This window comes from Pontibacter populi, assembly GCF_019336435.1.
In the GTDB taxonomy this organism is placed as follows: Bacteria; Bacteroidota; Bacteroidia; order Cytophagales; family Hymenobacteraceae; genus Pontibacter; species Pontibacter humidus.
This window is the reverse complement of the sequence record NZ_JAHWXQ010000002.1, coordinates 1,115,684-1,134,488: the sequence shown is the minus strand read 5'-3', so window position 1 is coordinate 1,134,488 and position 18,805 is coordinate 1,115,684. Positions and strand designations below refer to the sequence as shown.

16 protein-coding genes are annotated in these 18,805 nt (G+C 45.6%); 6 read left to right on the top strand and 10 right to left on the bottom strand.

From position 1 onward, the window contains the following. Window positions 1–166: 166 nt before the first annotated feature. Window positions 167–3,583, bottom strand: a complete 3,417-nt coding sequence (locus tag KYK27_RS11435; protein ID WP_233150385.1) for an amidohydrolase family protein — start codon at window positions 3,581–3,583, stop codon at window positions 167–169. A 969-nt stretch (window positions 3,584–4,552) separates the two neighbouring features. Here KYK27_RS11435 and KYK27_RS11430 point away from each other — a divergent pair. The 4 genes from KYK27_RS11430 (at window position 4,553) to KYK27_RS11415 (ending at window position 9,767) form a co-directional block, all read left to right on the top strand. Further along, window positions 4,553–5,497 carry a glycosyltransferase family 2 protein gene (locus KYK27_RS11430; protein WP_199110125.1) on the top strand — a complete coding sequence of 315 codons (945 nt, stop codon included), beginning with the start codon at window positions 4,553–4,555 and terminating at the stop codon, window positions 5,495–5,497. A gap of 195 nt (window positions 5,498–5,692) precedes the next feature. After that, a complete protein-coding gene (locus KYK27_RS11425; protein ID WP_199110124.1) occupies window positions 5,693–6,673 on the top strand; it encodes an acyl-ACP desaturase in 981 nt (326 codons plus the stop codon). 327 nt (window positions 6,674–7,000) lie between these two features. Continuing rightward, window positions 7,001–8,101, top strand: coding sequence for a vWA domain-containing protein (locus KYK27_RS11420; RefSeq protein WP_162425618.1), 1,101 nt, complete (start codon window positions 7,001–7,003; stop codon window positions 8,099–8,101). Window positions 8,102–8,249: 148 nt separating this feature from the next. Beyond that, on the top strand, window positions 8,250–9,767 hold the full coding sequence (locus KYK27_RS11415) for a sigma 54-interacting transcriptional regulator (RefSeq protein ID WP_199110123.1): 1,518 nt from the start codon (window positions 8,250–8,252) through the stop codon (window positions 9,765–9,767). A gap of 98 nt (window positions 9,768–9,865) precedes the next feature. On the opposite strand, the gene KYK27_RS11410 is transcribed toward KYK27_RS11415, so the two are convergent. From KYK27_RS11410 to KYK27_RS11390, 5 genes are all read right to left on the bottom strand, one after another. Next, window positions 9,866–10,651: a class I SAM-dependent methyltransferase gene (locus tag KYK27_RS11410; RefSeq protein WP_199110122.1), complete on the bottom strand. Its 786-nt coding sequence runs from the start codon at window positions 10,649–10,651 to the stop codon at window positions 9,866–9,868. Window positions 10,652–10,668: 17 nt separating this feature from the next. Next, window positions 10,669–10,956, bottom strand: a complete 288-nt coding sequence (locus KYK27_RS11405) for a hypothetical protein (protein ID WP_199110121.1) — start codon at window positions 10,954–10,956, stop codon at window positions 10,669–10,671. 15 nt (window positions 10,957–10,971) lie between these two features. After that, complete coding sequence (locus KYK27_RS11400) at window positions 10,972–11,298, bottom strand: putative quinol monooxygenase (protein WP_199110120.1); 327 nt, start codon at window positions 11,296–11,298, stop codon at window positions 10,972–10,974. 166 nt (window positions 11,299–11,464) lie between these two features. After that, window positions 11,465–12,109, bottom strand: a complete 645-nt coding sequence (locus tag KYK27_RS11395; RefSeq protein WP_199110119.1) for a hypothetical protein — start codon at window positions 12,107–12,109, stop codon at window positions 11,465–11,467. A 107-nt stretch (window positions 12,110–12,216) separates the two neighbouring features. Continuing rightward, window positions 12,217–13,116: an NAD(P)-dependent alcohol dehydrogenase gene (locus tag KYK27_RS11390; RefSeq protein ID WP_199110118.1), complete on the bottom strand. Its 900-nt coding sequence runs from the start codon at window positions 13,114–13,116 to the stop codon at window positions 12,217–12,219. A gap of 209 nt (window positions 13,117–13,325) precedes the next feature. On the opposite strand from KYK27_RS11390, the gene KYK27_RS11385 reads away from it, so the two are divergent. Next, window positions 13,326–14,063 carry a hypothetical protein gene (locus tag KYK27_RS11385; RefSeq protein WP_199110117.1) on the top strand — a complete coding sequence of 246 codons (738 nt, stop codon included), beginning with the start codon at window positions 13,326–13,328 and terminating at the stop codon, window positions 14,061–14,063. Here the strand turns inward: KYK27_RS11385 and KYK27_RS11380 are convergent. Continuing rightward, window positions 14,041–15,345 carry a dicarboxylate/amino acid:cation symporter gene (locus tag KYK27_RS11380; protein WP_199110116.1) on the bottom strand — a complete coding sequence of 435 codons (1,305 nt, stop codon included), beginning with the start codon at window positions 15,343–15,345 and terminating at the stop codon, window positions 14,041–14,043. The genes KYK27_RS11385 and KYK27_RS11380 overlap by 23 nt on opposite strands. A gap of 280 nt (window positions 15,346–15,625) precedes the next feature. Next, the gene (locus KYK27_RS11375; protein WP_199110115.1) at window positions 15,626–16,084 is read right to left on the bottom strand and encodes a peptidylprolyl isomerase; all 459 of its coding nucleotides are present in this window, start codon (window positions 16,082–16,084) and stop codon (window positions 15,626–15,628) included. 127 nt (window positions 16,085–16,211) lie between these two features. Between KYK27_RS11375 and KYK27_RS11370 the strand changes: the two genes are divergently transcribed. After that, window positions 16,212–16,817 (top strand): fasciclin domain-containing protein, encoded by a 606-nt coding sequence (locus KYK27_RS11370; RefSeq protein WP_199110114.1) that lies wholly within the window; start codon window positions 16,212–16,214, stop codon window positions 16,815–16,817. Here KYK27_RS11370 and KYK27_RS11365 read toward each other — a convergent pair whose 3' ends face one another. Both KYK27_RS11365 and rsgA read right to left on the bottom strand, forming a co-directional pair. Further along, a complete protein-coding gene (locus KYK27_RS11365) occupies window positions 16,818–17,519 on the bottom strand; it encodes an SDR family oxidoreductase (RefSeq protein WP_199110113.1) in 702 nt (233 codons plus the stop codon). 361 nt (window positions 17,520–17,880) lie between these two features. Beyond that, entirely contained in the window at window positions 17,881–18,804 is a 924-nt protein-coding gene (gene rsgA, locus KYK27_RS11360) for a ribosome small subunit-dependent GTPase A (RefSeq protein WP_199110112.1), read from the bottom strand. Window position 18,805: the final 1 nt, after the last annotated feature.

The window sequence follows — 18,805 nt, the reverse complement described above, 5'->3', positions numbered from 1 at the left end:
GCGGCTATATCTCAGCAAATATAACAATTTAGTTATACAAAAAAATTTCTATATAACTGTTTTTATGCGTTTTAAGAATGGCGTTATAGGATATTCCAGAGTTCACAAAAAAGAAAAGCCCTTCACTCAGGTGAAGGGCTTTTGCACTAAAAATGCTTGATATATATTATTGCTTTATGCCAGGCACACCAACCGGCATGGCACTATGCCAGTCAAAATCCGGTGCTTTGCGGGCAGTTGGAGCCAGCTCGTCCATCGTACTGGCATCGAACAGACGACCGTTGCGCATCACATACTTAATCGTGTTAGTGTTACGGATGTTTTCCAGTGGGTTGCTATCCATAATTACCAGGTCAGCCAGTTTGCCGTTTTCAATAGACCCGATATCACCATCCAGACCAAGCGATCTGGCACCAAGTATAGTTGCTACTTTAAGCGCGTCGTGGTTGCTCATGCCGCCCGACTGCACTGACCATACTTCCCAGTGGTAACCGAGGCCCTGTAACTGGCCATGCGACCCGATACCAGCCAGACCACCTTCTTTTACTAAGTCATTTACAAACTCAGCGTGACGAGAGAAAATGTGCTCATCTTTCGTGAACCAACCTGGTCTGCGGCGTGCCTTTGCATCTAACTCCGGCTTAGGCGTAAAGTAGTTCAGTTTTTTATCGCCTACTACATCCTCTGTTGCATAGTAGTAATTCTCAGCCCACGGTCCGCCATACGATACCAGCAGGGTAGGAGTGTAAGCCATTTTAGTTTTGGCTACAAAATCAACTACATCTTTGTAAAGCGGGTAGATCGGGAAAGAGTGCTCGTGGCCCGGGTAACCATCTATGGCCTGGGTCATGTTCAGTTTAAAATCAAGGCCGCCTTCTGTAGTTGGTAGCAAGCCCTGCTCTTTAGCGGCCATAATGATCCACTGGCGATGCTGGCGGTTACCCACCAGGTACATCTTTATAGTTTTGGTGTTATAGTATTCAGAGTACTGGCGCAACACATTCTTTGTCTGCTCCAGGCTCTTCAGGTTATAAGACCAGAAACCCACACCAGGACCTGTTGAGTAAACTCTTGGGCCAACCATTTTACCGGCATCTACCAGGTCGCTGTAAGTAAGTACGTCTGTTGTTCCGGTTTGCGGGTCGCGGGTAGTGGTTACACCGTAAGCCAGGTTAGCGGCATACATCCACACCTGGTTGGTATGCACACCCCAGCGCGGCCACATGTGCGAGTGTGTATCTACAAAACCAGGCGTTATAGTTTTGCCTTTTACATCTACAATTTTAGCACCCTGCGGTACAGTTAACGAACCTGATTTACCAACAGCTTTAATGCGGTTGTTCTCTACCAGTATGTCGCCGTTCTCGATCACCTCATTGCCGTTCATGGTAATAATGCGTGCACCCTGCAGTAGCACAATACCCTGCGGAATATCACGTGGAACCTGTATCGCAATTTTGGTTTCTTTCGGCTTGTAACCTTCTATAACGATAGCTTCTTTTTCGGCATTGGCACTGTCGGCTTTAACTACTGGTGCATCTTTTTTCTTCTCAGCAGCCAGGTCCATTTCCTCTTTCTTCGCTCTGGCTTCATCCAGGTTATAAGCAAAGAAACCATTACCGATTGACCAGTAAACAGTTTTACCATCTGCAGACCAGCTTGGGAACTGTCCGCCGATCTCCGTTAATTTCCAGCTCGGGAACTGCGACGAAGCCACATCAGCTACCGATATAGTTGGCGTTTCGCCACCAATAACCGGTATAGTTACTACATAAATTTCGTTGTTAATGAGTGCCAGTGCTTTGTCGCCAACTGGTGCTTTTATTAACACCGTCGCGTTTGAAGGCAGTTGCTGTGGCTCACGTTCGTTCTGGTGCAGCATGTGGCACATTTCTTCCATCACGCCATCGCCGTTCACTGTTCCAAACGTGGTAATACCTTTTACTTTTAGGTATGATTTTTTGTCGGTACCATCCCAACGGATAGAAATTAGGCCTTCAGAATAGTTGAACAGGTAAATACGGTCGTCGCCCTTTACGAAGTGCGGGTTTGCACCTACGCCTGCATTGGTAACAAACGTGCTCTGACCACCTTTGGCAGGTATCCAGTTTATAGTCTGGCGGGCATCAAATGCACCCGGTCCCGGATCTTCTCTGTAAGACTGTGCAGAACCTTTCGCAAATACAATACGCTCTCCGTTCGGTGTAAATACCGGCTCCTGGAACACAGCATTTTCCTGAGTCAGTTTAGTTGGTTTGCCTTTGCCGTTCGCGCTTGTTTTATAAATAGCGCCACCGTTTTTCTCGTGCCAGGTAACGTAAGCTAGTGTTTTACCATCCGGAGACCACGTTGGCTGTGCCTGTGTAAAGTCCTGATCCGTTAAGCGTTTTGGTGTACCGTTCGGTAAATCCATTACATAAAGCCTGTCAAGGGCAGTAAATGCAACACGTTTTCCATCCGGCGACACAGCTGCGTCACGTAGTTGTGTTACGGTCATCATTTTATCATCCTTGATCGGGTATTTGAAGTCCAGCTGCGGGCCAACTGCGATCTCGGTGTTTACCTGGAAAGGAATTTCCAAAGCAGGGCCGCCAGCCACAGGAATTCTGTGGATTTTACCGCCGTAAGACGCGATAAGCTCCTTACTATCCGGCGTGAACGACATGGCAGGCAACACACCAAGCGGCGCTATAGATTCCTGCTCGTCGCGTTGTACCGGGTAAGCCAGCCATTTTTCTTCGCCGGTTTTCAGGTTCTGGGCAACTAGACCAGTTTGGTTGTTATGGCGTGTACCATACACCAGCCAGGTTCCATCCGGAGAAAGGGTAGGAGTAAAGGCAGATCCATAGCGTGATGATTTGCTGCTGATCTCACCAGTCTGACGGTCGAACGTGGCCAGCTGGTACTGCGGTAACTGGGCGTTATAGTTCCAGGCTCCGTTACGCTGTGAGAACCAGATGTAGCGGCCATCTTTGCCGAAAGCCGGTTCCACCGTTTTCATGGTTTCAGGCTTATTGATAAGCTGTATACCTGTGCCGCCGTCTTTATGGTAAAGGTGCAGTTTCAGGTTACGACGGCCTTTAGAAGCTACCAGGTATTCACCATCCGGCGTCCACTCGGCAGAGAAGAAATTTTCGTTCTTGCTTTTACTGATCTGCTTTGGTTTTTTGGTTGCCAGCTCCATCGTCCAAACGTTGTCCGAGCCATCTCTATCCGAAACAAACACAATAGACTTACCATCCGGGCTGAAACGCGCCTGTGTATCGAAAGCCATTCCGTCAGTAAGCTGTGTTGCTTTACCTCCTGTTATAGGCAGCAGGTACAGGTCGCCGAGCATATCGAAAATGATCTGCTTGCCATCCGGACTCACATCCAATGCCAGCCATGAGCCTTCGGAAGTGTTGATGTTTATTTTGCGGGCACCTTCCAGGGGAAGATCTTTTTTCTCCTCTTTTTTAGTGTCGGCTTTTTTAGGTTTGGCTGCCTCCTGGGCCATCGTTGGCTCCAGTAACAAGCCCAGCGAGCATAGCAGAAGCAGGTTTTTCTTCCAGCCGCCTATGTTCAGGGGTAGTGGTTTCTTCATGTTAGTACTGATTTTGAACAGGAAAGTATAGTTAGTCAAGGTGAATATACAAAAGAGAATCTCAGCATAAAATTGCTTTAGACCAACTATAAATAAAAATCGGCAGAGAGGCAGAATTACTGGTTTAATTGGGGAAATAGTTGAGGGGGTATAGTTGTATAGTTGATGCTGGCGCGGGTTTGCAACCCGCGTCTAACTATGGTGTTGAGTTTGTAACTCAACTGGCCCGGCAGGGACAAGAATTGTAGTAGTAGTTGCTATAGCTCTATAGCTGGCGTAATCCAACCACCCCCAACCCCCTCATTATCTAAGGCGGGGAGCTTTTCCGTTATTGCTATAGTTAAGGCTATAGTTTTATAGTTCGCGTTTTAACCCACCACTACCCCTCCCGAGAGGGGAATTTCGACTATAGTTGTAGTTTAGGTTGTAGTTTTATAGTTGAGGTCTTAACACCCCTATAGTCCCCTCAAGGGGACAATTACTCCCATAGCTATAGTTACACCTCTAAAAGGACAGGTTCACCTGTCCCTTTGAAACTACAACCACGATAAAAGTTCGAAGCTTACCAGCTCCAACTATAGACAAAATATAGCTATGCCAAATTTCTCAGTCTTTGGGTTGAGCGCCTTGTGAATATCTGGTGGCGCAGCCATTGCGACGATAGGAGCAAAAGAGATTCGCGCAGCGCGATGCCAGAAGACGGGGCCTCCCGGCCGTGAGGGCACCAAAGCTAAATTGAAACGATAGGTGAGTAGAGCTCTTAGGATTGGTAGTGGCTATAGAAAGAAGCCTTGGTTCCAGTTTTAACTATAGTTAGCTAAAAGCTGAGATAGATTTCTCACTTTGTTCGAAATGACAGATAGGAACTATAGCACTATTGCAAACAACATCTCTACACATCATCACATTACACCAACTATAAAACAACTAACTATAAATCCTTAATTTAGCAAGCTGTAAACTATAGTTATGCCGCAACCCCTCGTTACTATCATCTGCCTTTGCTATAACCACGAACGGTTTCTAAAAGAAGCACTGGACTCGGTGGTGGCACAGACATATCTAAACCTGGAGCTGATTGTGGTTGATGATATGAGTACGGATAACAGCCCTGCAATCATACAGGAATACATCCAAAAATATCCTCAATTTAGGTTTATCAGCACTGGCAAAAATGTGGGCAACTGCAAAGCTTTTAATATGGGCTGGCGTGCTTCCAAAGGGGAGTTTGTAATTGATTTCGCGACGGATGATGTCCTGCTACCTGATAGAGTGGAAAAACAGGTGGAAGCTTTTATGAAGTCAGATCAATCATGCGGTGTAGTTTATTCAGATGCTGCGTATATAAATGATAATTCGGAGCACCTGCACTACCACAGCCAGAAGTTTAAGGCAGCTCCGGATGGCAATGTTTTTTCGGAAGTAGTAGGCCGCTATTTTATTTGCCCGCCCACGATGATGATGCGCCGGAAAGTTCTGGAAGAGCTAAATGGCTACGATGAAACACTGGCGTATGAGGACTTTGATTTCTGGGTTCGCTCCGCCCGCAATTGGAACTATAAGTACTTGCCCGAAGTAACTACAAAACGCCGCTTACATCAGCATTCGTTGTCGCAGAAATTCTATAGTTCGGAGGGCCGGATGTTGCAGTCAACTATCAGGGTGTGCGAAAAAGCGGCTATGCTGGTAAAAAAGCCATCAGAAAAAAGCGCTCTAATAAAACGGTTGCAGTACGAAACCCGACACGCTTACCTTACTAATCATTTTACAGAAACAGCACAATTTCTGAAGCTGTTACGGGAACAGATAGCACGACCGGGCATCGTTTACAACCTGATCAGTATACTGAATAACAAGCAAATAAAGCTGAACGCCGTAAGAGATCTTTACCTCAGGCTTAGGTATGGGAAATAAAAATCAAGGAATTAAAAGATTATATATACTGTTCTATTTTTTATGGGTTTTCTACGTTAAACACTTTTCATTTTTTTCGTAGACTCTTAGATAGAGGCAAAAGGTAAGCTTACTACCTGATTAACTAATTGTTAACTCGCTTGCCATTTTTTCGCATTAATCAGTATATTTGATCTTTAATATAAGCACCAAAACATGATATCAGCAGTCGCCTCAAGAGTAGAAGTAATAAAATGGATGGAAGATTTTGTCAGTGAAAAGATCACTGAACTTCTTAAAACTGTAGAAGAAAGCTGGCAACCGGCAGACCTTTTACCGGACGCTACGCTTGATAATTTCCTGAGTGAGATCAAACTTCTTCGCGAACGTGCGAGCGATCTTTCTTATGACCTGCTTGCTGTGTTGGTAGGAGATACCATAACAGAAGAAGCACTTCCTACTTACGAAAGCTGGCTGATGACTATTGATGGTTTACCGCAGGACCCGAACGGACCATGGATGCGCTGGAACCGTGCCTGGACGGCTGAAGAGAACCGTCATGGCGATGTGCTGAACCGTTACCTGTACCTGAGTGGCCGTATTAACATGCGCGAAATGGAAGCGTCTACGCAATACCTGATCGCAGATGGTTTCGACCTGATGACAGACAATGATCCTTACCGTTCGTTTGTTTATACCTCTTTCCAGGAGACAGCAACCAATATTTCGCACCGCCGTGTAGCGCAGCTGGCTAAAAAAGAAGGCGATAACGTGCTGGCAAAACTTTGCGGCCATGTTGCTTCCGACGAAGCGCGCCACGCAAAAGCATACAAAGCATTTGTGGGTAAGATTTTTGAAGCCGACGCAAACGAAATGATGCTGGCTTTTGAAGACATGATGCGTAAAAAAATCGTGATGCCTGCTCACTATATGCGTGAGCTTGGTGTTGATCTTGGTAAAACATTTGGTCACTTTACAGATGCGGCCCAGCGTTTAGGAGTTTACACTTCAGCAGACTATACCGATATCCTGGACGGCCTGATTAAAGAGTGGAAGATCGAAACATTAACTGGCCTGAACGAAGCCGGTGAGCGTGCCCGCGATTATGTAATGGCATTGCCAGCCCGTTTAAAGCGTGTAGCTGACCGCATGAAAGTTCCTGAACTAGAATACAAGTTCCGCTGGATAGCTTACTAACCCAACTGTTAAATTATAGAAAAAGGCAGGTTGCATCAGCAGCCTGCCTTTTTTGTTTTACCTGGTTTACGTAAAAGGTATTGCGCGAGCGTCTTCGCTCGTGTTTTAGTATCGGGTGGCCTCCGGCCACTTTGATTTTGTAGAGTTAAAACTCTTGTGGGAACCTACTTATAGCAGAAAGCTACTTAAAGAATGGGTATTAACGAGCCAGAGGCCCAACTATAGTTGGTCACGAGCGAAGACGCTCGCGCCATAATGAGGAGATAAAACTCGTATACAGAACATTAGATACATTCCGTTGTTATACTACATATACATTTTACAACTATGGCTTTAGGGTACAGATTTGCAGAATTTATTCCGCCGGAAGATGAAAAGCCGACCTTTGAAACGCTGCTTAAGATTTTCCTGCAGTTGGTAACTATAAGCTCCGGCGATGTGGCCGAAGCACTTGCCTGGCTCAGCTCCTTAGATAAACAATATAACCTGACAAGCGATGAATATGGCATCGGCGATTTTATAGAAGACCTGAAAAAGAAAGGGTATCTGGATGAGAATCCGCAGGAGCGTGGAAGCTTTAGCTTAACTGCTAAAAGCGAGCAGGGCATACGACGCAGCGCCCTTGAAGAGATTTTCGGAAAGCTTAAGAAAGGAGGACAAGGCAGCCATGCTACGCCACATACCGGCATTGGCGAAGAAGCAAGTACCGACCAGCGTGAATACCGTTTTGGAGATGCCCTGGAGCAAATCTCCATGACAGAATCTATCCGGAATGCGCAGGTAAATCATGGACTTGGCGAGTTCAGGCTAACCGAGCAGGACCTGGAAGTAACGGAAACCGAGCATAAAACACAGGCATCTACGGTGCTGATGATCGACATTTCGCACTCCATGATCCTGTATGGCGAAGACCGCATTACACCAGCCAAAAAAGTTGCGATGGCGCTCGCCGAACTCATCAAACAAAAATATCCGAAAGACACACTGGATATTATAGTTTTCGGGAACGATGCCTGGCAAATAGAAGTGAAGGATTTGCCTTACCTGGAAGTTGGTCCTTACCACACAAACACAGTTGCCGGTTTAGAGTTGGCCATGGATATTCTGCGGAAACGAAAGACACCGAACAAGCAGATATTTATGATAACCGACGGGAAACCAACCTGCCTCAAAATAGGCTTGAACTACTATAAGAACAGCTTTGGCCTGGACAGGAAAGTGGTCAATAAAACACTGAATCTGGCTGCACAATGCCGTCGCCTGAAGATTCCGATCACCACCTTTATGATCGCATCAGACCCATACCTGCAGCAGTTCGTAGATGAATTTACAAAAGTGAATAACGGGCAGGCCTACTATAGTTCGCTGAAAGGCCTCGGCCACCTCGTGTTCCGCGACTACGGCCAAAACCGAAAGAAAAGCTTCTAAAGTTTAGGAGTTAGAGAGTTATAGAGTTAGTGAAGTTAAAAGGTAAGAAAGTTTAAATCCTGCTAATCCTTTAATTCTGTAAATCCTGATTCAGATAAAAGAACCGTCCATCAATTAAACAATTCAAGTGCCATTCAACTATAAAAGAATGAACTATAAAGACATACCAGCAGAGAACTTACTGAAAATAAAAACACTGGGGCAACTGAAAGCAACCGGCTACGAACCGCAATCGGTGAAGCAGGAACTGCGCCGCAGCCTTATCGAAAAGCTGCAGAACAAAGAAGACGTTTTTCCTGGCATTTGGGGATATGAGGAAACGGTAATTCCGGATATGCAGCGGGCTATACTTTCCATGCACCACATTAACCTGTTGGGTTTGCGCGGGCAGGCCAAAACCCGGATTGCCCGCCAGATGATTGACCTGCTGGATGAGTACATCCCGGTGGTACAAGGATCGGAACTGAACGACGACCCGTTGCAGCCACTCTCGCGTTATGCCAAAGACCTGATCCATGAACACGGCGACGATACACCAGTTAGCTGGCTGCACCGCAACGACCGTTATACCGAAAAACTGGCTACACCCGATGTGTCGGTTGCCGACTTGATTGGTGATGCCGACCCGATAAAAGCGGCAACTATGAAACTGCCATATTCTGATGAACGTGTGATCCATTTTGGGCTGATACCGCGCTCGCATCGAGGCATTTTCGTGATAAACGAGTTACCCGATCTGCAGGCGCGTATTCAGGTTTCGTTGTTCAATATTCTGCAGGAAGGTGATATCCAGATCCGAGGTTTTAAGGTGCGTATGCCGCTCGATATACAGTTTGTGTTCACGGCCAACCCTGAAGATTATACCAACCGTGGCTCTATCGTTACGCCGCTCAAAGACCGTATCGATTCGCAGATCATCACGCACTACCCTAAAACAATTGAGACCGGTAAGAAAATTACGTTGCAGGAAGCCAGGGTTAAAGAGGGGCAGAGTGAGCTGGTAAAAACCAACGACATTATCGGCGACCTGATTGAGCAGGTTGCTTTTGAAGCTCGTGAAAGCGAATATGTAGATCCTAAAAGCGGCGTGTCGGCACGACTTACAATATCGGCTTTCGAAAATCTGCTAAGTGCAGCTGAGCGTCGTGCTTTGCTGAATGGCGAAAAAACGACCTATGTGCGGGTGTCTGATTTCCTGAATACGATACCTTCGGTAACAGGTAAGGTAGAACTGGTTTACGAAGGCGAGCAGGAGGGAGCCGGGCACGTGGCACAAGTGCTGATGGGCAAAGCGATCCGTACACAGTTTCTGAAGTATTTCCCGGATCCGGATAAGGCTAAGAAAGCAAAAGACGGCAATGTCTATAAAAAGATAACCGACTGGTTTGGCGACGGAAATACGATAGATATTTTGAACGACGCGCCTGCCTCGGATTACAAGAAAAACCTGCAAAGCATACCCGGTTTAACGGAGCTTATAGAGAAGCAGCAACCCAAAGCCAAAGGCGACGAAAAGCTTTTTATGATGGAATTTGCCCTTCATGGATTGGCCGAACACAGTCAGCTAAGCAAGAGCCGTTTAAGCACCGGGTTACAGTTTAAAGACCTGCTGAGCGGCATGTTTACCATGCCAAAATTTGGAGAAGAAGAGGAAGACGACTTTTAGAGTTAGAAAGTTAGAAGGTTAAAAAGTCAAGGGCAGGAGTTTATAGCTTCTGCCCTTTTCGTTGATCTGCTTTCAGGCTGATCACAACTATAGCTTTGTTATTTCTTTACGACTTCTACCGCGTAAACGAGCGGTGATTTTCCTTCCTTCAGGCGATATTTGTTGCCATCCTGGGTCATGTCTTTGAAAATGTTGTAAGGCGAGTAATCGTATTCCTGGAAGTTGGTTAATGTAAGGCCATTCTTTAAAAGCGAACCAATTACATCGCTGAGTGGGTGGTTCCAGGTATAAGAGTTGTTTTTGATAGGAGCATCCTTATCAGCATAGGTTCCTTCTTCCACCTCAACTATAGGCCCGTCATTAAAGTACGAGTACAGAATATGTTCCTGGTTATTATCATACATCCAGATAAAAGGATGAAACTCTACCAGGTAAAATGTGCCACCTGGCTTCAAAAACTTGTTAACTATAGTTGCGAAGGCGTTCATGTCGGGGTGCCAGCCAATAACGCCATACGAGCAGAAAACAATATCAAATTGCTCCTCTAGGTACTTATCTAGTTCCAGCACATTGCAGCAGATAAAACGGGCATTCAGGTTAAGCTCTGTAGCCAGTCCTCTTGCCTTCTCTATAGCCACTTCCGAAAGATCGACGCCGGTAACTATAGCACCCATGCGCGCCAGCGACAGTGTGTCTTGTCCAAAATGGCATTGCAGGTGCAGTATCTTTTTGCCTGATACATTGCCCAGCAGCGCCAGTTCTATGTCGTTCAGTGAGTTGCGGCCGGCTTTAAACGTGGCTACATCGTAAAATTCGGAATGGATGTGCGTTAAGGTCCGGGTATTCCAGAGTTCGCGGTTTACTTCGAGGTAATTGTCAGGCATAAATTATAGATGAGTGTTTATAAGTTACCAACAATGCGTTTGCGGCCTACCAGCATGTAAACAACACCAACTATACCGCTCATCATCAGCATCCCGAAGGCCCACATTATTTTCTCTGACTTATTGATGTGGGTAGAGCTAATGATCTCCTGCAAAGCAAGCAGGATAAATACGATCCAGATACCGATGGCAGAAAGAAGAATGGAGTCGGAGCCCGGCCAAAGCATTATTTTAAAGTATGCACCCACCAGTCCCAGGCAGAAGGAGAGTATAAAAAGTATGCTTAAAAAGTAATTGTGGTTCATTGCCGCAGGGGTTTGTTAGTTTAAGCCTGTGCCGCCAAGCACAGTAAATTCTACGCCTTTTTCAGGCTGTCCGGCCAAAATCGGGATAGCTTTGCCTATTAATTCTCTTACACCTGTAAGCTGCAATGAGTTGTCATGATCCTCTTTCGAATCCCAGACTTCGTAAATCCACACAGTATCAGCGTTTTGATGATCTTTGCTTATCACATATAAGTGGCAGCCTTTCGCAGTTTTAAGAAGTTCGGATGCCTGCAACAGGATAGCAGCCAGTTCGTCGCCTTTGCCTTGTTGTGCTGTTAGTTTGCCGTGTAAGCCATATTTTGTGTACTCGGGATTCTGCATACTCGCTGATATTATTTGATATTTTATAGTTGTACTTAGGTTTTGATTTACTTAATAGACTAAACTAAACGGTGATAGAACTATTGTTTAGAGATGATTAGGCAACGATATTCTTAGTTTTAGGAGGATGTATTGGTAAAAAGACTACTCCTCCTTATTACTGTAGCTATTCTACACTCACACTAAATTTATCCTGGGTTCCGTATTTCTGTGGCTTCCCTAAAGAGACCATCCACCTGTCGTATGTTGCTTTAGCTAACCATTGCACCACGTAGTCACTCTTTAGCTCGCTTTCAGAAGCAGCTTCACCAGCCAGTTTCTGTGCTATTTCGAAGAGTGAGCTATGATTGCTGTGGTGGAAGATAAAAGCGGCATAAAACTTATCCATTGGCTTACTGATCTGGCTATTCCTGTAAAGCTCACCGACTTGCTCCAGCCTGATACTGTCTCGCTTAGCCATGCTGTCGTTGAGAAAGCCGAGATATGCTCTAATGGTCATTCGGTCAGCCTGGTCAGTATTGTAGGCGTAAGCTAGCTTGTCACTCACATTGCCGGAGTTTACCACGGCAGGCTCCAGGGGGCGGAACAGTCCGATGACAATTCCAGCTGCACATACAGCGGTTATGAGCAAAGGCACTCGCAACCACCTTGCATTAAGTTCAGAGCGAAAAGCCTTTATTATACCTGCTAATAGCAATACTGCCAGGCTAATTGCAATCACTGCAAGCAAAAGAAGGCTTATCAGGTTGTACATATAAGCAAGTATGCCAACTGGCAATATGGCAATCATTGGGATTAGATTCTTCTTCATTTTGCTTTGATAATAATCTTGGAGTCTAATGTGCTTGGCTATAGTGCGCCATTACGGCCTGAGCTATGATTACAAGAAGCAACTGTTTGTAGCTGTTGTTTTTTTTTTCATTCTGAAGCAACTCTAACTGAAACATTCCCTCTTTTCCGGAATTGTTCTACATACCGATGTGCGTCCTGAATTTCTTCTAAGTTATAAGTCCGGTCTATTACGGTAGTTAATTTCCCGGCTTCAATTAACTCTTTAATCAAAAATAAATCTTGTTGCGTTGGTTTAGTCTGTCCATTAACTGAAATAAACTTACCATCCGGTTTTAATAATTTTTTGGAGCCAGACTTTTTCATTTTACCAACCGCATCAAAAATCAGATCGAATTTATCATCTATAGTTGTAAAGTCCATCTTCGTATAATCAACTGTTTTATGTGCTCCCATTGACTTTACTAAATCTAGGTTATTTGTACTGCAGACTGTTGTGATCTCTGCACCAAAATGCCGGGCTAATTGTATAGTAAATGTGCCTACACTTCCTGAAGCGCCATAGATTAATACTTTTTTACCCTCGGTAATATTTCCTTTTCGCAAACGCGACAAGGCGGTTAAGGAGCCCAATGGTATAGTTGCTGCCTCTTCAAACGTCATATTTGTTGGTTTTAAAACAATTATATCATTCTCCGGCAAACATCGGTATTCGGCATACCCACCAAATTTGTATCCGCAAAATGCGAAAACGGCATCGCCTGGTTTGAAAGATTTAACATTTTTGCCCACTTCCTCGATAACACCAGATAACTCAAAGCCAAGTATTTTTACCCTTTTAGGTCTAAATAAACCATTGAATAACCGGGCTACAAAAGGATCTGCTTTTCTCATTCGCCAGTCACCGGCTGTAACAGAGGTTGCATAAACCTTAATCAAAACCTCATCACTTTTAGGGACAGGTTTATCAATGTCTTGTAATGTCAAAACATCCGGAGCCCCGTAACGCTCATAAAAAACTGCTTTCATATAATCTGTATCGTTATAATCGTTTAATTGCTTACAGCTATCTAGTAGGCATTATACACTAGTCCACATTTCAGCTGAGGTTTCTGGTCTCGCCTTTACTACTTATAGTTAATCCTAAACTAAAAATAGTAAAATTTATATATTATAATAGCTATTTATGTTAACTATAGTTTAAAACTCAAAAGTAGCTAACAGAGTAGCCTATTGATATGGAAAATTATGTATCTGTGTGGCCGGTGCTGGTATTGGCATTTATACATTGCTTCGGTACAAAGCTGCGCTTTCTGGCCGGTGTGCCTCGAAGCATCTGGCTTTCGGGCGCAGGTGGGGTATCGGTGGCGTATGTGTTCCTGCATCTCTTCCCGGAGCTGGGCGAGGGACAAAAGTACGTGGAGAAATTTAATTGGGCAGAGAAGTCCCTTGGTCACCATGTGTACCTGATGGCGTTGGTTGGGTTATCGGTGTTCTATGGTTTAGAGCGGGCGGTGGTAACTGTAAAACGAGAGCAGATGCATAAAACCAGGGAAAAGGAGCCTGAAACGCCTGCAGGGATTTTCTGGCTGCACATCGGCTCATTTGCTATCTATAATGCACTTATTGGTTATATACTTTTCCAGCGCGAAGAGGGACCGACGCAAGCGTTGCTGCTGTTCTCGATAGCCATGGCATTATACTTCCTGATAAATGATTTTTCGTTAACGGAATATCATCAGCAACATTATACAAAATTTGGCCGCTGGGTGTTGGTACTGGCGCTGGTGGCTGGCTGGGCAACAGGTTTTATAGTTGAGCTGCCTAAAACCGTAATCGTGCTGGTAATGGCCTTTGTTGGTGGTGGTGTTATTCTTAACGTACTCAAAGAGGAGTTGCCCGAAGAGCGCGAAAGCCGCTACTGGGCCTTCGTGCTGGGCGCATTTTTGTACGCTATACTTCTTCTGTCTCTTTAACCGGGTGCAGCTGACCTTCGGTTCGTGCGATCATCATGGCCACGGTGGCATCGCCGGTTACGTTTACAGTGGTGCGTAGCATATCCAGAATTCTATCAGGGGCAAGTATAAGAGCTATACCTTCTACAGGAATACCAGCCTGCTGCAAAACTATAACCAGCATTACCGTTCCTGCGCCCGGCACCGCAGCCGCGCCTATAGATGCCAGCGTGGCCGTCATTACAATGCCAAGCTGTGTCATCAGGTCCAGATCCATGCCGTAAGCCTGCGCAATAAACACAGCAGCTACCGACTGGTATAAGCTGGTTCCATCCATGTTTATAGTTGCGCCCAGTGGCAAAACAAAACTGCTGACCTCGCGGTTAATACCCAGGTTTTTCTCGGCACACTCCATAGTTACAGGCAATGTAGCGGCACTCGACGAAGTAGAAAATGCCAGCATCTGTGCCGGGAAAATTCCTTTAAGAAAGGTCTTGTAATTTGTTTTACCAACAAACACAACCAGCAGCGGGTAAACTATAAATATCATCAGGGCCAGCCCTATGGTTACCACTATACAGTAATAGCCAAGCACCAGCAACAGTTCTACAGCCGAGCCCGGGTCGTCGCCGGCAAATTCTACCACTAAACCGGCGAGCAGTGCAAATACGCCATAAGGCGCCGTTTTCATAATGATATCTACCACTTTGAGAATGGCCATATTCAGGCCTTCAAAGAAATCGTTCACGGGCTGGGCCTTGTCCGGCGGAATCATGATAAGGGCAATGCCAAATAGCAACGCAAAAAAGATAACCTGCAACATACTGCCGTTATCCGTCATGGAGTGGAAAATATTAGACGGAACAATATCGACAAGCGGTTGCAAGGGTCCTTGCTTTTTAACTGATTCCGCATCCGAAGATTTCTCTGTGGTAGCGCCTGCAAACTGCTCTTTAAACTCTTCCCGCTTCTCCGCCGAAAAAGCTTTTCCGGGTTCGAAAACATTTACAAGCAAGAGCCCCAGAATTACAGCCAGTACCGTAGTTGTCAGGTAAATGCCTATAGTTCTGGAGCCAATCCGCGAGAGCCGGCTAATATCGCTGAGGCTGGAAACACCCGTAACAAGTGAAACCAGCACCAGTGGCACAGCAATAAGTTTTAACAGATTTATAAAGATCGTACCGAAAGGTTTTACCCAGTCAAGCGTGAAATTGACAAGGCCGAAGCCACTGGCAAACATGCCCCAAAGTATGCCCAACGTCATACCAATCAGGATCTGCCAGTGCAGTGCAAGTTTTTTCATAAAGAATTTTTAGTGAGCCTGCTGCCACGCAGCTATTTGTGCTCCTTTTTCAGATGTCGAGAGCCTGTCACCATCTAATGTAGGGAAGCCAAGCAGAACTCTCCCATGGGTTCCGAAAAGCAGTCTGCTTTAAATTACAAATAAATACTGTTTAGCTCCCTAAATTGTTAGAAAGATGAAACTATAGCTTTTGAAAGTATAGCTTTGTAGCGCCTGCAACCAACAAAAAAGCCGCTCCTCAGGGGAGCGGCTTTCAGGCAATTGCTATAGTTTGCGAAGCTTACTCTTCGGTCACTACAATCTTTTCGATCTTATCGTTAGCCTTAATCTGGTCTATCACCTCATCGCCCTCCACTACTTTACCAAAGCAGGTGTGGTTACGGTCTAAGTGCGCCGTGTTTTTGCGGCTGTGGCAAATAAAGAACTGGGAACCACCAGTGTTACGGCCTGCATGTGCCATGCTCAGCACGCCACGGTCGTGGTACTGGTTTTCGCCGTTTAGCTCGCAATCAATTTTATAGCCCGGGCCGCCTGTACCAGGTATGCCTTTAGCACCTTCGCGCGAGTTAGGGCAGCCACCCTGTATCACGAAATCAGGAATAACGCGGTGAAACGTAAGGCCATCGTAAAAGCCGTCTTTGGCAAGTTTTATAAAGTTTTCTACTGTTTTAGGAGCGTCTTTGTCGTAGAATTCTACTTTCATTACGCCTTTGCCAGTATGTATTTCTGCGGTTTTCATGCGTTTTATCGTTTAGTTGTAAATTATGATCTAAAAACAAAAGTACGGATTTTATAGTTTAAGAAGACCACACCGCCCCTTATAAACGGAAATGATCCTGCTACAGGATCTTTTGAAAACAAACATTATGAGAACTATAGTAACCTCTACCTATACCCTTAGCTTACTCTTAAGTACGTTTATGTTCAGTTGCGGATCTGATAACCAGACCAGCAGCGATACCACCAATACTATTGCCGCCGAACCTCAGCAGGCGCTGGTAGCTCTTAACGAGGAAGATGTACTGACCGATGCAGAAAAAGATAAACTGAAGAGTATTACAGAGTTTGTTGCTTCCGATACAAACCTGTCGTTGTTCTCGAAAGCGTTTAAAAACTCGGGGCTCAGTCAATCGCTGAACAGTACCGGGCCATATACATTTTTTATCCCTTCTAACGATGCCTTCCGGGCACTACACACCGATACCTTAACTAACCTGCTGAAGCCAGAAAACAAGCATCGCCTGGTGCGTATTCTGAATAACCATATTGTAGCCGGTAAACTGGATACGCATACGCTGCAACATGGCTCACGCATAAACACGATGGGTAAAGGGGAACTGGAAGTAATAAAGCAGGATAGTAGGATCGTAATTAACGGAGCCGAAGTGCAGCGCGCAGATATACAAAGCAGCAATGGCGTAATTCATGTAATAGATAAGTTGCTGCTCTCAAGGCCAAAAGAAAAGCTATAGTTAAAACGGATTGGTTGCCCATACGGCCAGCTCCGGAATAAAGCCCCGGTTATCCATTTCCAAAGCACTTTTAATAGCCCAGGCAATTTCCTGTCCGTGCAGTTTATTGGGTTGTGCATGGCGCTCTTCCCGGTCTTCTCTTCCAAAAGCGGTGGTTACCTCGCTGGGGTTTATCAGCATTACCCGCACATTATGTTTCCGTAATTCTGCCTGCCAGCTTTGGGTCATGCTGCGTAGCGCTGCTTTTGAGGATGCATAAACAGAGCCGCCTTCACTACCTTTTGTAGCAGCCGTAGAGCCGATGTTGATGATATTGCCATAGTTCTGCTTCTTAAAGATCCTGGCCGCTGCTGCTGCCATCATAGCTGCCCCGAAAACATTTACGCGATACACCTGCTCAAAATCTGCTATCGTTAGCTCCTCCAGTGGTTTGTAAATCCCGATACCGGCATTATTGATCAGGGCATCCAGGTGGCCAAACTCATTCAGGAAAGCGGTAAAGGTATGCTTCACATCGCCGGGATCAGCCACATCGGCAACTATAGGAAATGCGCCAAGTGAGCGGGCAGCTTTATGCGTTCTTTTCTCGTCGCGGCCTGTGATGGCTACATTGGCTCCGTGTTTTATCAGGAGATCGGCGGTGGCATGACCGATGCCCAAAGTGCCGCCGGTTATCAGAATATTTGCGTTGTCCAGTTTCATAGCTATAGTTTTATAGTTGCGGTATAAACTGCTAACGCATTGTGTGGTTGATGGTTAAGTTGTCTGATTCGGGATTTACAGGATGAAAGGATTTGCAGGATTTAATTTGCTGTTTCGGATTTCCTAATCCGGAACAAAACCTGAAGCGGATTTCCTAATCCGCGTTAAAAGAATATGGGATTAAGAAATCCCAGGCAGATGGCTTTCGGATCAGGAAATCCGAAAGAGCAAGGAGAGCATAATAGTTCAGGTCCGTGCAACTAGAAACAAGACGCAAAATATTGCGTCTCTACACTCTTTAACTTTCTAACCTTCTAACTTCCAAACTTTTTAACTCCTAAACTCTCTAACTCCCAAACTCTTACTTCCTGTTATCGTCTCCCATCAGCATGCTCAGGTAGCTTTCGTAGCGGGTAAGGGAAATTTCGTTGTGGCGGACGGCCTCTACTACGGCGCAGCCGGGTTCGTTAAAGTGGGTGCAGTTGTTGAAGCGGCATTGGTTCAGGCGCTCACGCATCTCCGGGAAAAAGTGGCCCAACTGGTTTTTCGGGATATCAACTATACCGAGCTCTTTAATGCCGGGCGTGTCTATAATGTAAGTGTTATCGTCCACTTCAAACATCTCGGCAAAGGTGGTGGTGTGTACGCCTTTATCCGAGAAGTCAGAGATCTCAGAGGTCTTCAACTCCAAATCCGGAACTATAATATTGATGAGCGTGGATTTACCAACACCGGAATGGCCGGAAAGTAACGTTGTCTTGTCATGCAGCAGTTCGTTCATCTCATCTAATCCTTCATTGCTTTTTGCTGAAACAGTGATGCTTTTGTAGCCGATCTGCTGGTACATGTGACTGATCTGGCGCTGGTAATCGCGCATTTCTTCATCATACAAATCGGTCTTGTTAAAGACAAGTATTGTCGGGATGTCGTAGGCTTCGGCAGTAACCAGAAAGCGGTCTATAAAACCAAAGGACGTGCGTGGCGAAACGAGCGTAACTATAAGCAAGGCCTGGTCTAAGTTGGCAGCTATGATATGCGAGAAAGCGGTTTTATGCGTGCTCTGGCGGATGATGTAGTTTTCGCGGTCTTCTATTTTATGGATCACGGCAGTGTCTTCGCCTGTTGTTTCCACGTCAAACTCTACGCGGTCGCCAACGGCCAGCGGGTTGCTAACCTTCATGCCTTTCAGCTTGAATTTGCCGCGCAAACGCGCACGGTGCAGCTTGCCTTCTGCATCCCGAACTAAATACCACGATCCCGTCGATTTTACTACAACTCCTTTCATT

Excerpts from the sequence above, each read along its gene's own strand:
- KYK27_RS11435 (WP_233150385.1), bottom strand. The coding sequence starts at position 3,583 with ATGAAGAAACCACTACCCCTGAACATAGGCGGCTGGAAGAAAAACCTG.
- KYK27_RS11430 (WP_199110125.1), top strand. The coding sequence starts at position 4,553 with ATGCCGCAACCCCTCGTTACTATCATCTGCCTTTGCTATAACCACGAA.
- KYK27_RS11425 (WP_199110124.1), top strand. The coding sequence starts at position 5,693 with ATGATATCAGCAGTCGCCTCAAGAGTAGAAGTAATAAAATGGATGGAA.
- KYK27_RS11420 (WP_162425618.1), top strand. The coding sequence starts at position 7,001 with ATGGCTTTAGGGTACAGATTTGCAGAATTTATTCCGCCGGAAGATGAA.
- KYK27_RS11415 (WP_199110123.1), top strand. The coding sequence starts at position 8,250 with ATGAACTATAAAGACATACCAGCAGAGAACTTACTGAAAATAAAAACA.
- KYK27_RS11410 (WP_199110122.1), bottom strand. The coding sequence starts at position 10,651 with ATGCCTGACAATTACCTCGAAGTAAACCGCGAACTCTGGAATACCCGG.
- KYK27_RS11405 (WP_199110121.1), bottom strand. The coding sequence starts at position 10,956 with ATGAACCACAATTACTTTTTAAGCATACTTTTTATACTCTCCTTCTGC.
- KYK27_RS11400 (WP_199110120.1), bottom strand. The coding sequence starts at position 11,298 with ATGCAGAATCCCGAGTACACAAAATATGGCTTACACGGCAAACTAACA.
- KYK27_RS11395 (WP_199110119.1), bottom strand. The coding sequence starts at position 12,109 with ATGAAGAAGAATCTAATCCCAATGATTGCCATATTGCCAGTTGGCATA.
- KYK27_RS11390 (WP_199110118.1), bottom strand. The coding sequence starts at position 13,116 with ATGAAAGCAGTTTTTTATGAGCGTTACGGGGCTCCGGATGTTTTGACA.
- KYK27_RS11385 (WP_199110117.1), top strand. The coding sequence starts at position 13,326 with ATGGAAAATTATGTATCTGTGTGGCCGGTGCTGGTATTGGCATTTATA.
- KYK27_RS11380 (WP_199110116.1), bottom strand. The coding sequence starts at position 15,345 with ATGAAAAAACTTGCACTGCACTGGCAGATCCTGATTGGTATGACGTTG.
- KYK27_RS11375 (WP_199110115.1), bottom strand. The coding sequence starts at position 16,084 with ATGAAAACCGCAGAAATACATACTGGCAAAGGCGTAATGAAAGTAGAA.
- KYK27_RS11370 (WP_199110114.1), top strand. The coding sequence starts at position 16,212 with ATGAGAACTATAGTAACCTCTACCTATACCCTTAGCTTACTCTTAAGT.
- KYK27_RS11365 (WP_199110113.1), bottom strand. The coding sequence starts at position 17,519 with ATGAAACTGGACAACGCAAATATTCTGATAACCGGCGGCACTTTGGGC.
- rsgA (WP_199110112.1), bottom strand. The coding sequence starts at position 18,804 with ATGAAAGGAGTTGTAGTAAAATCGACGGGATCGTGGTATTTAGTTCGG.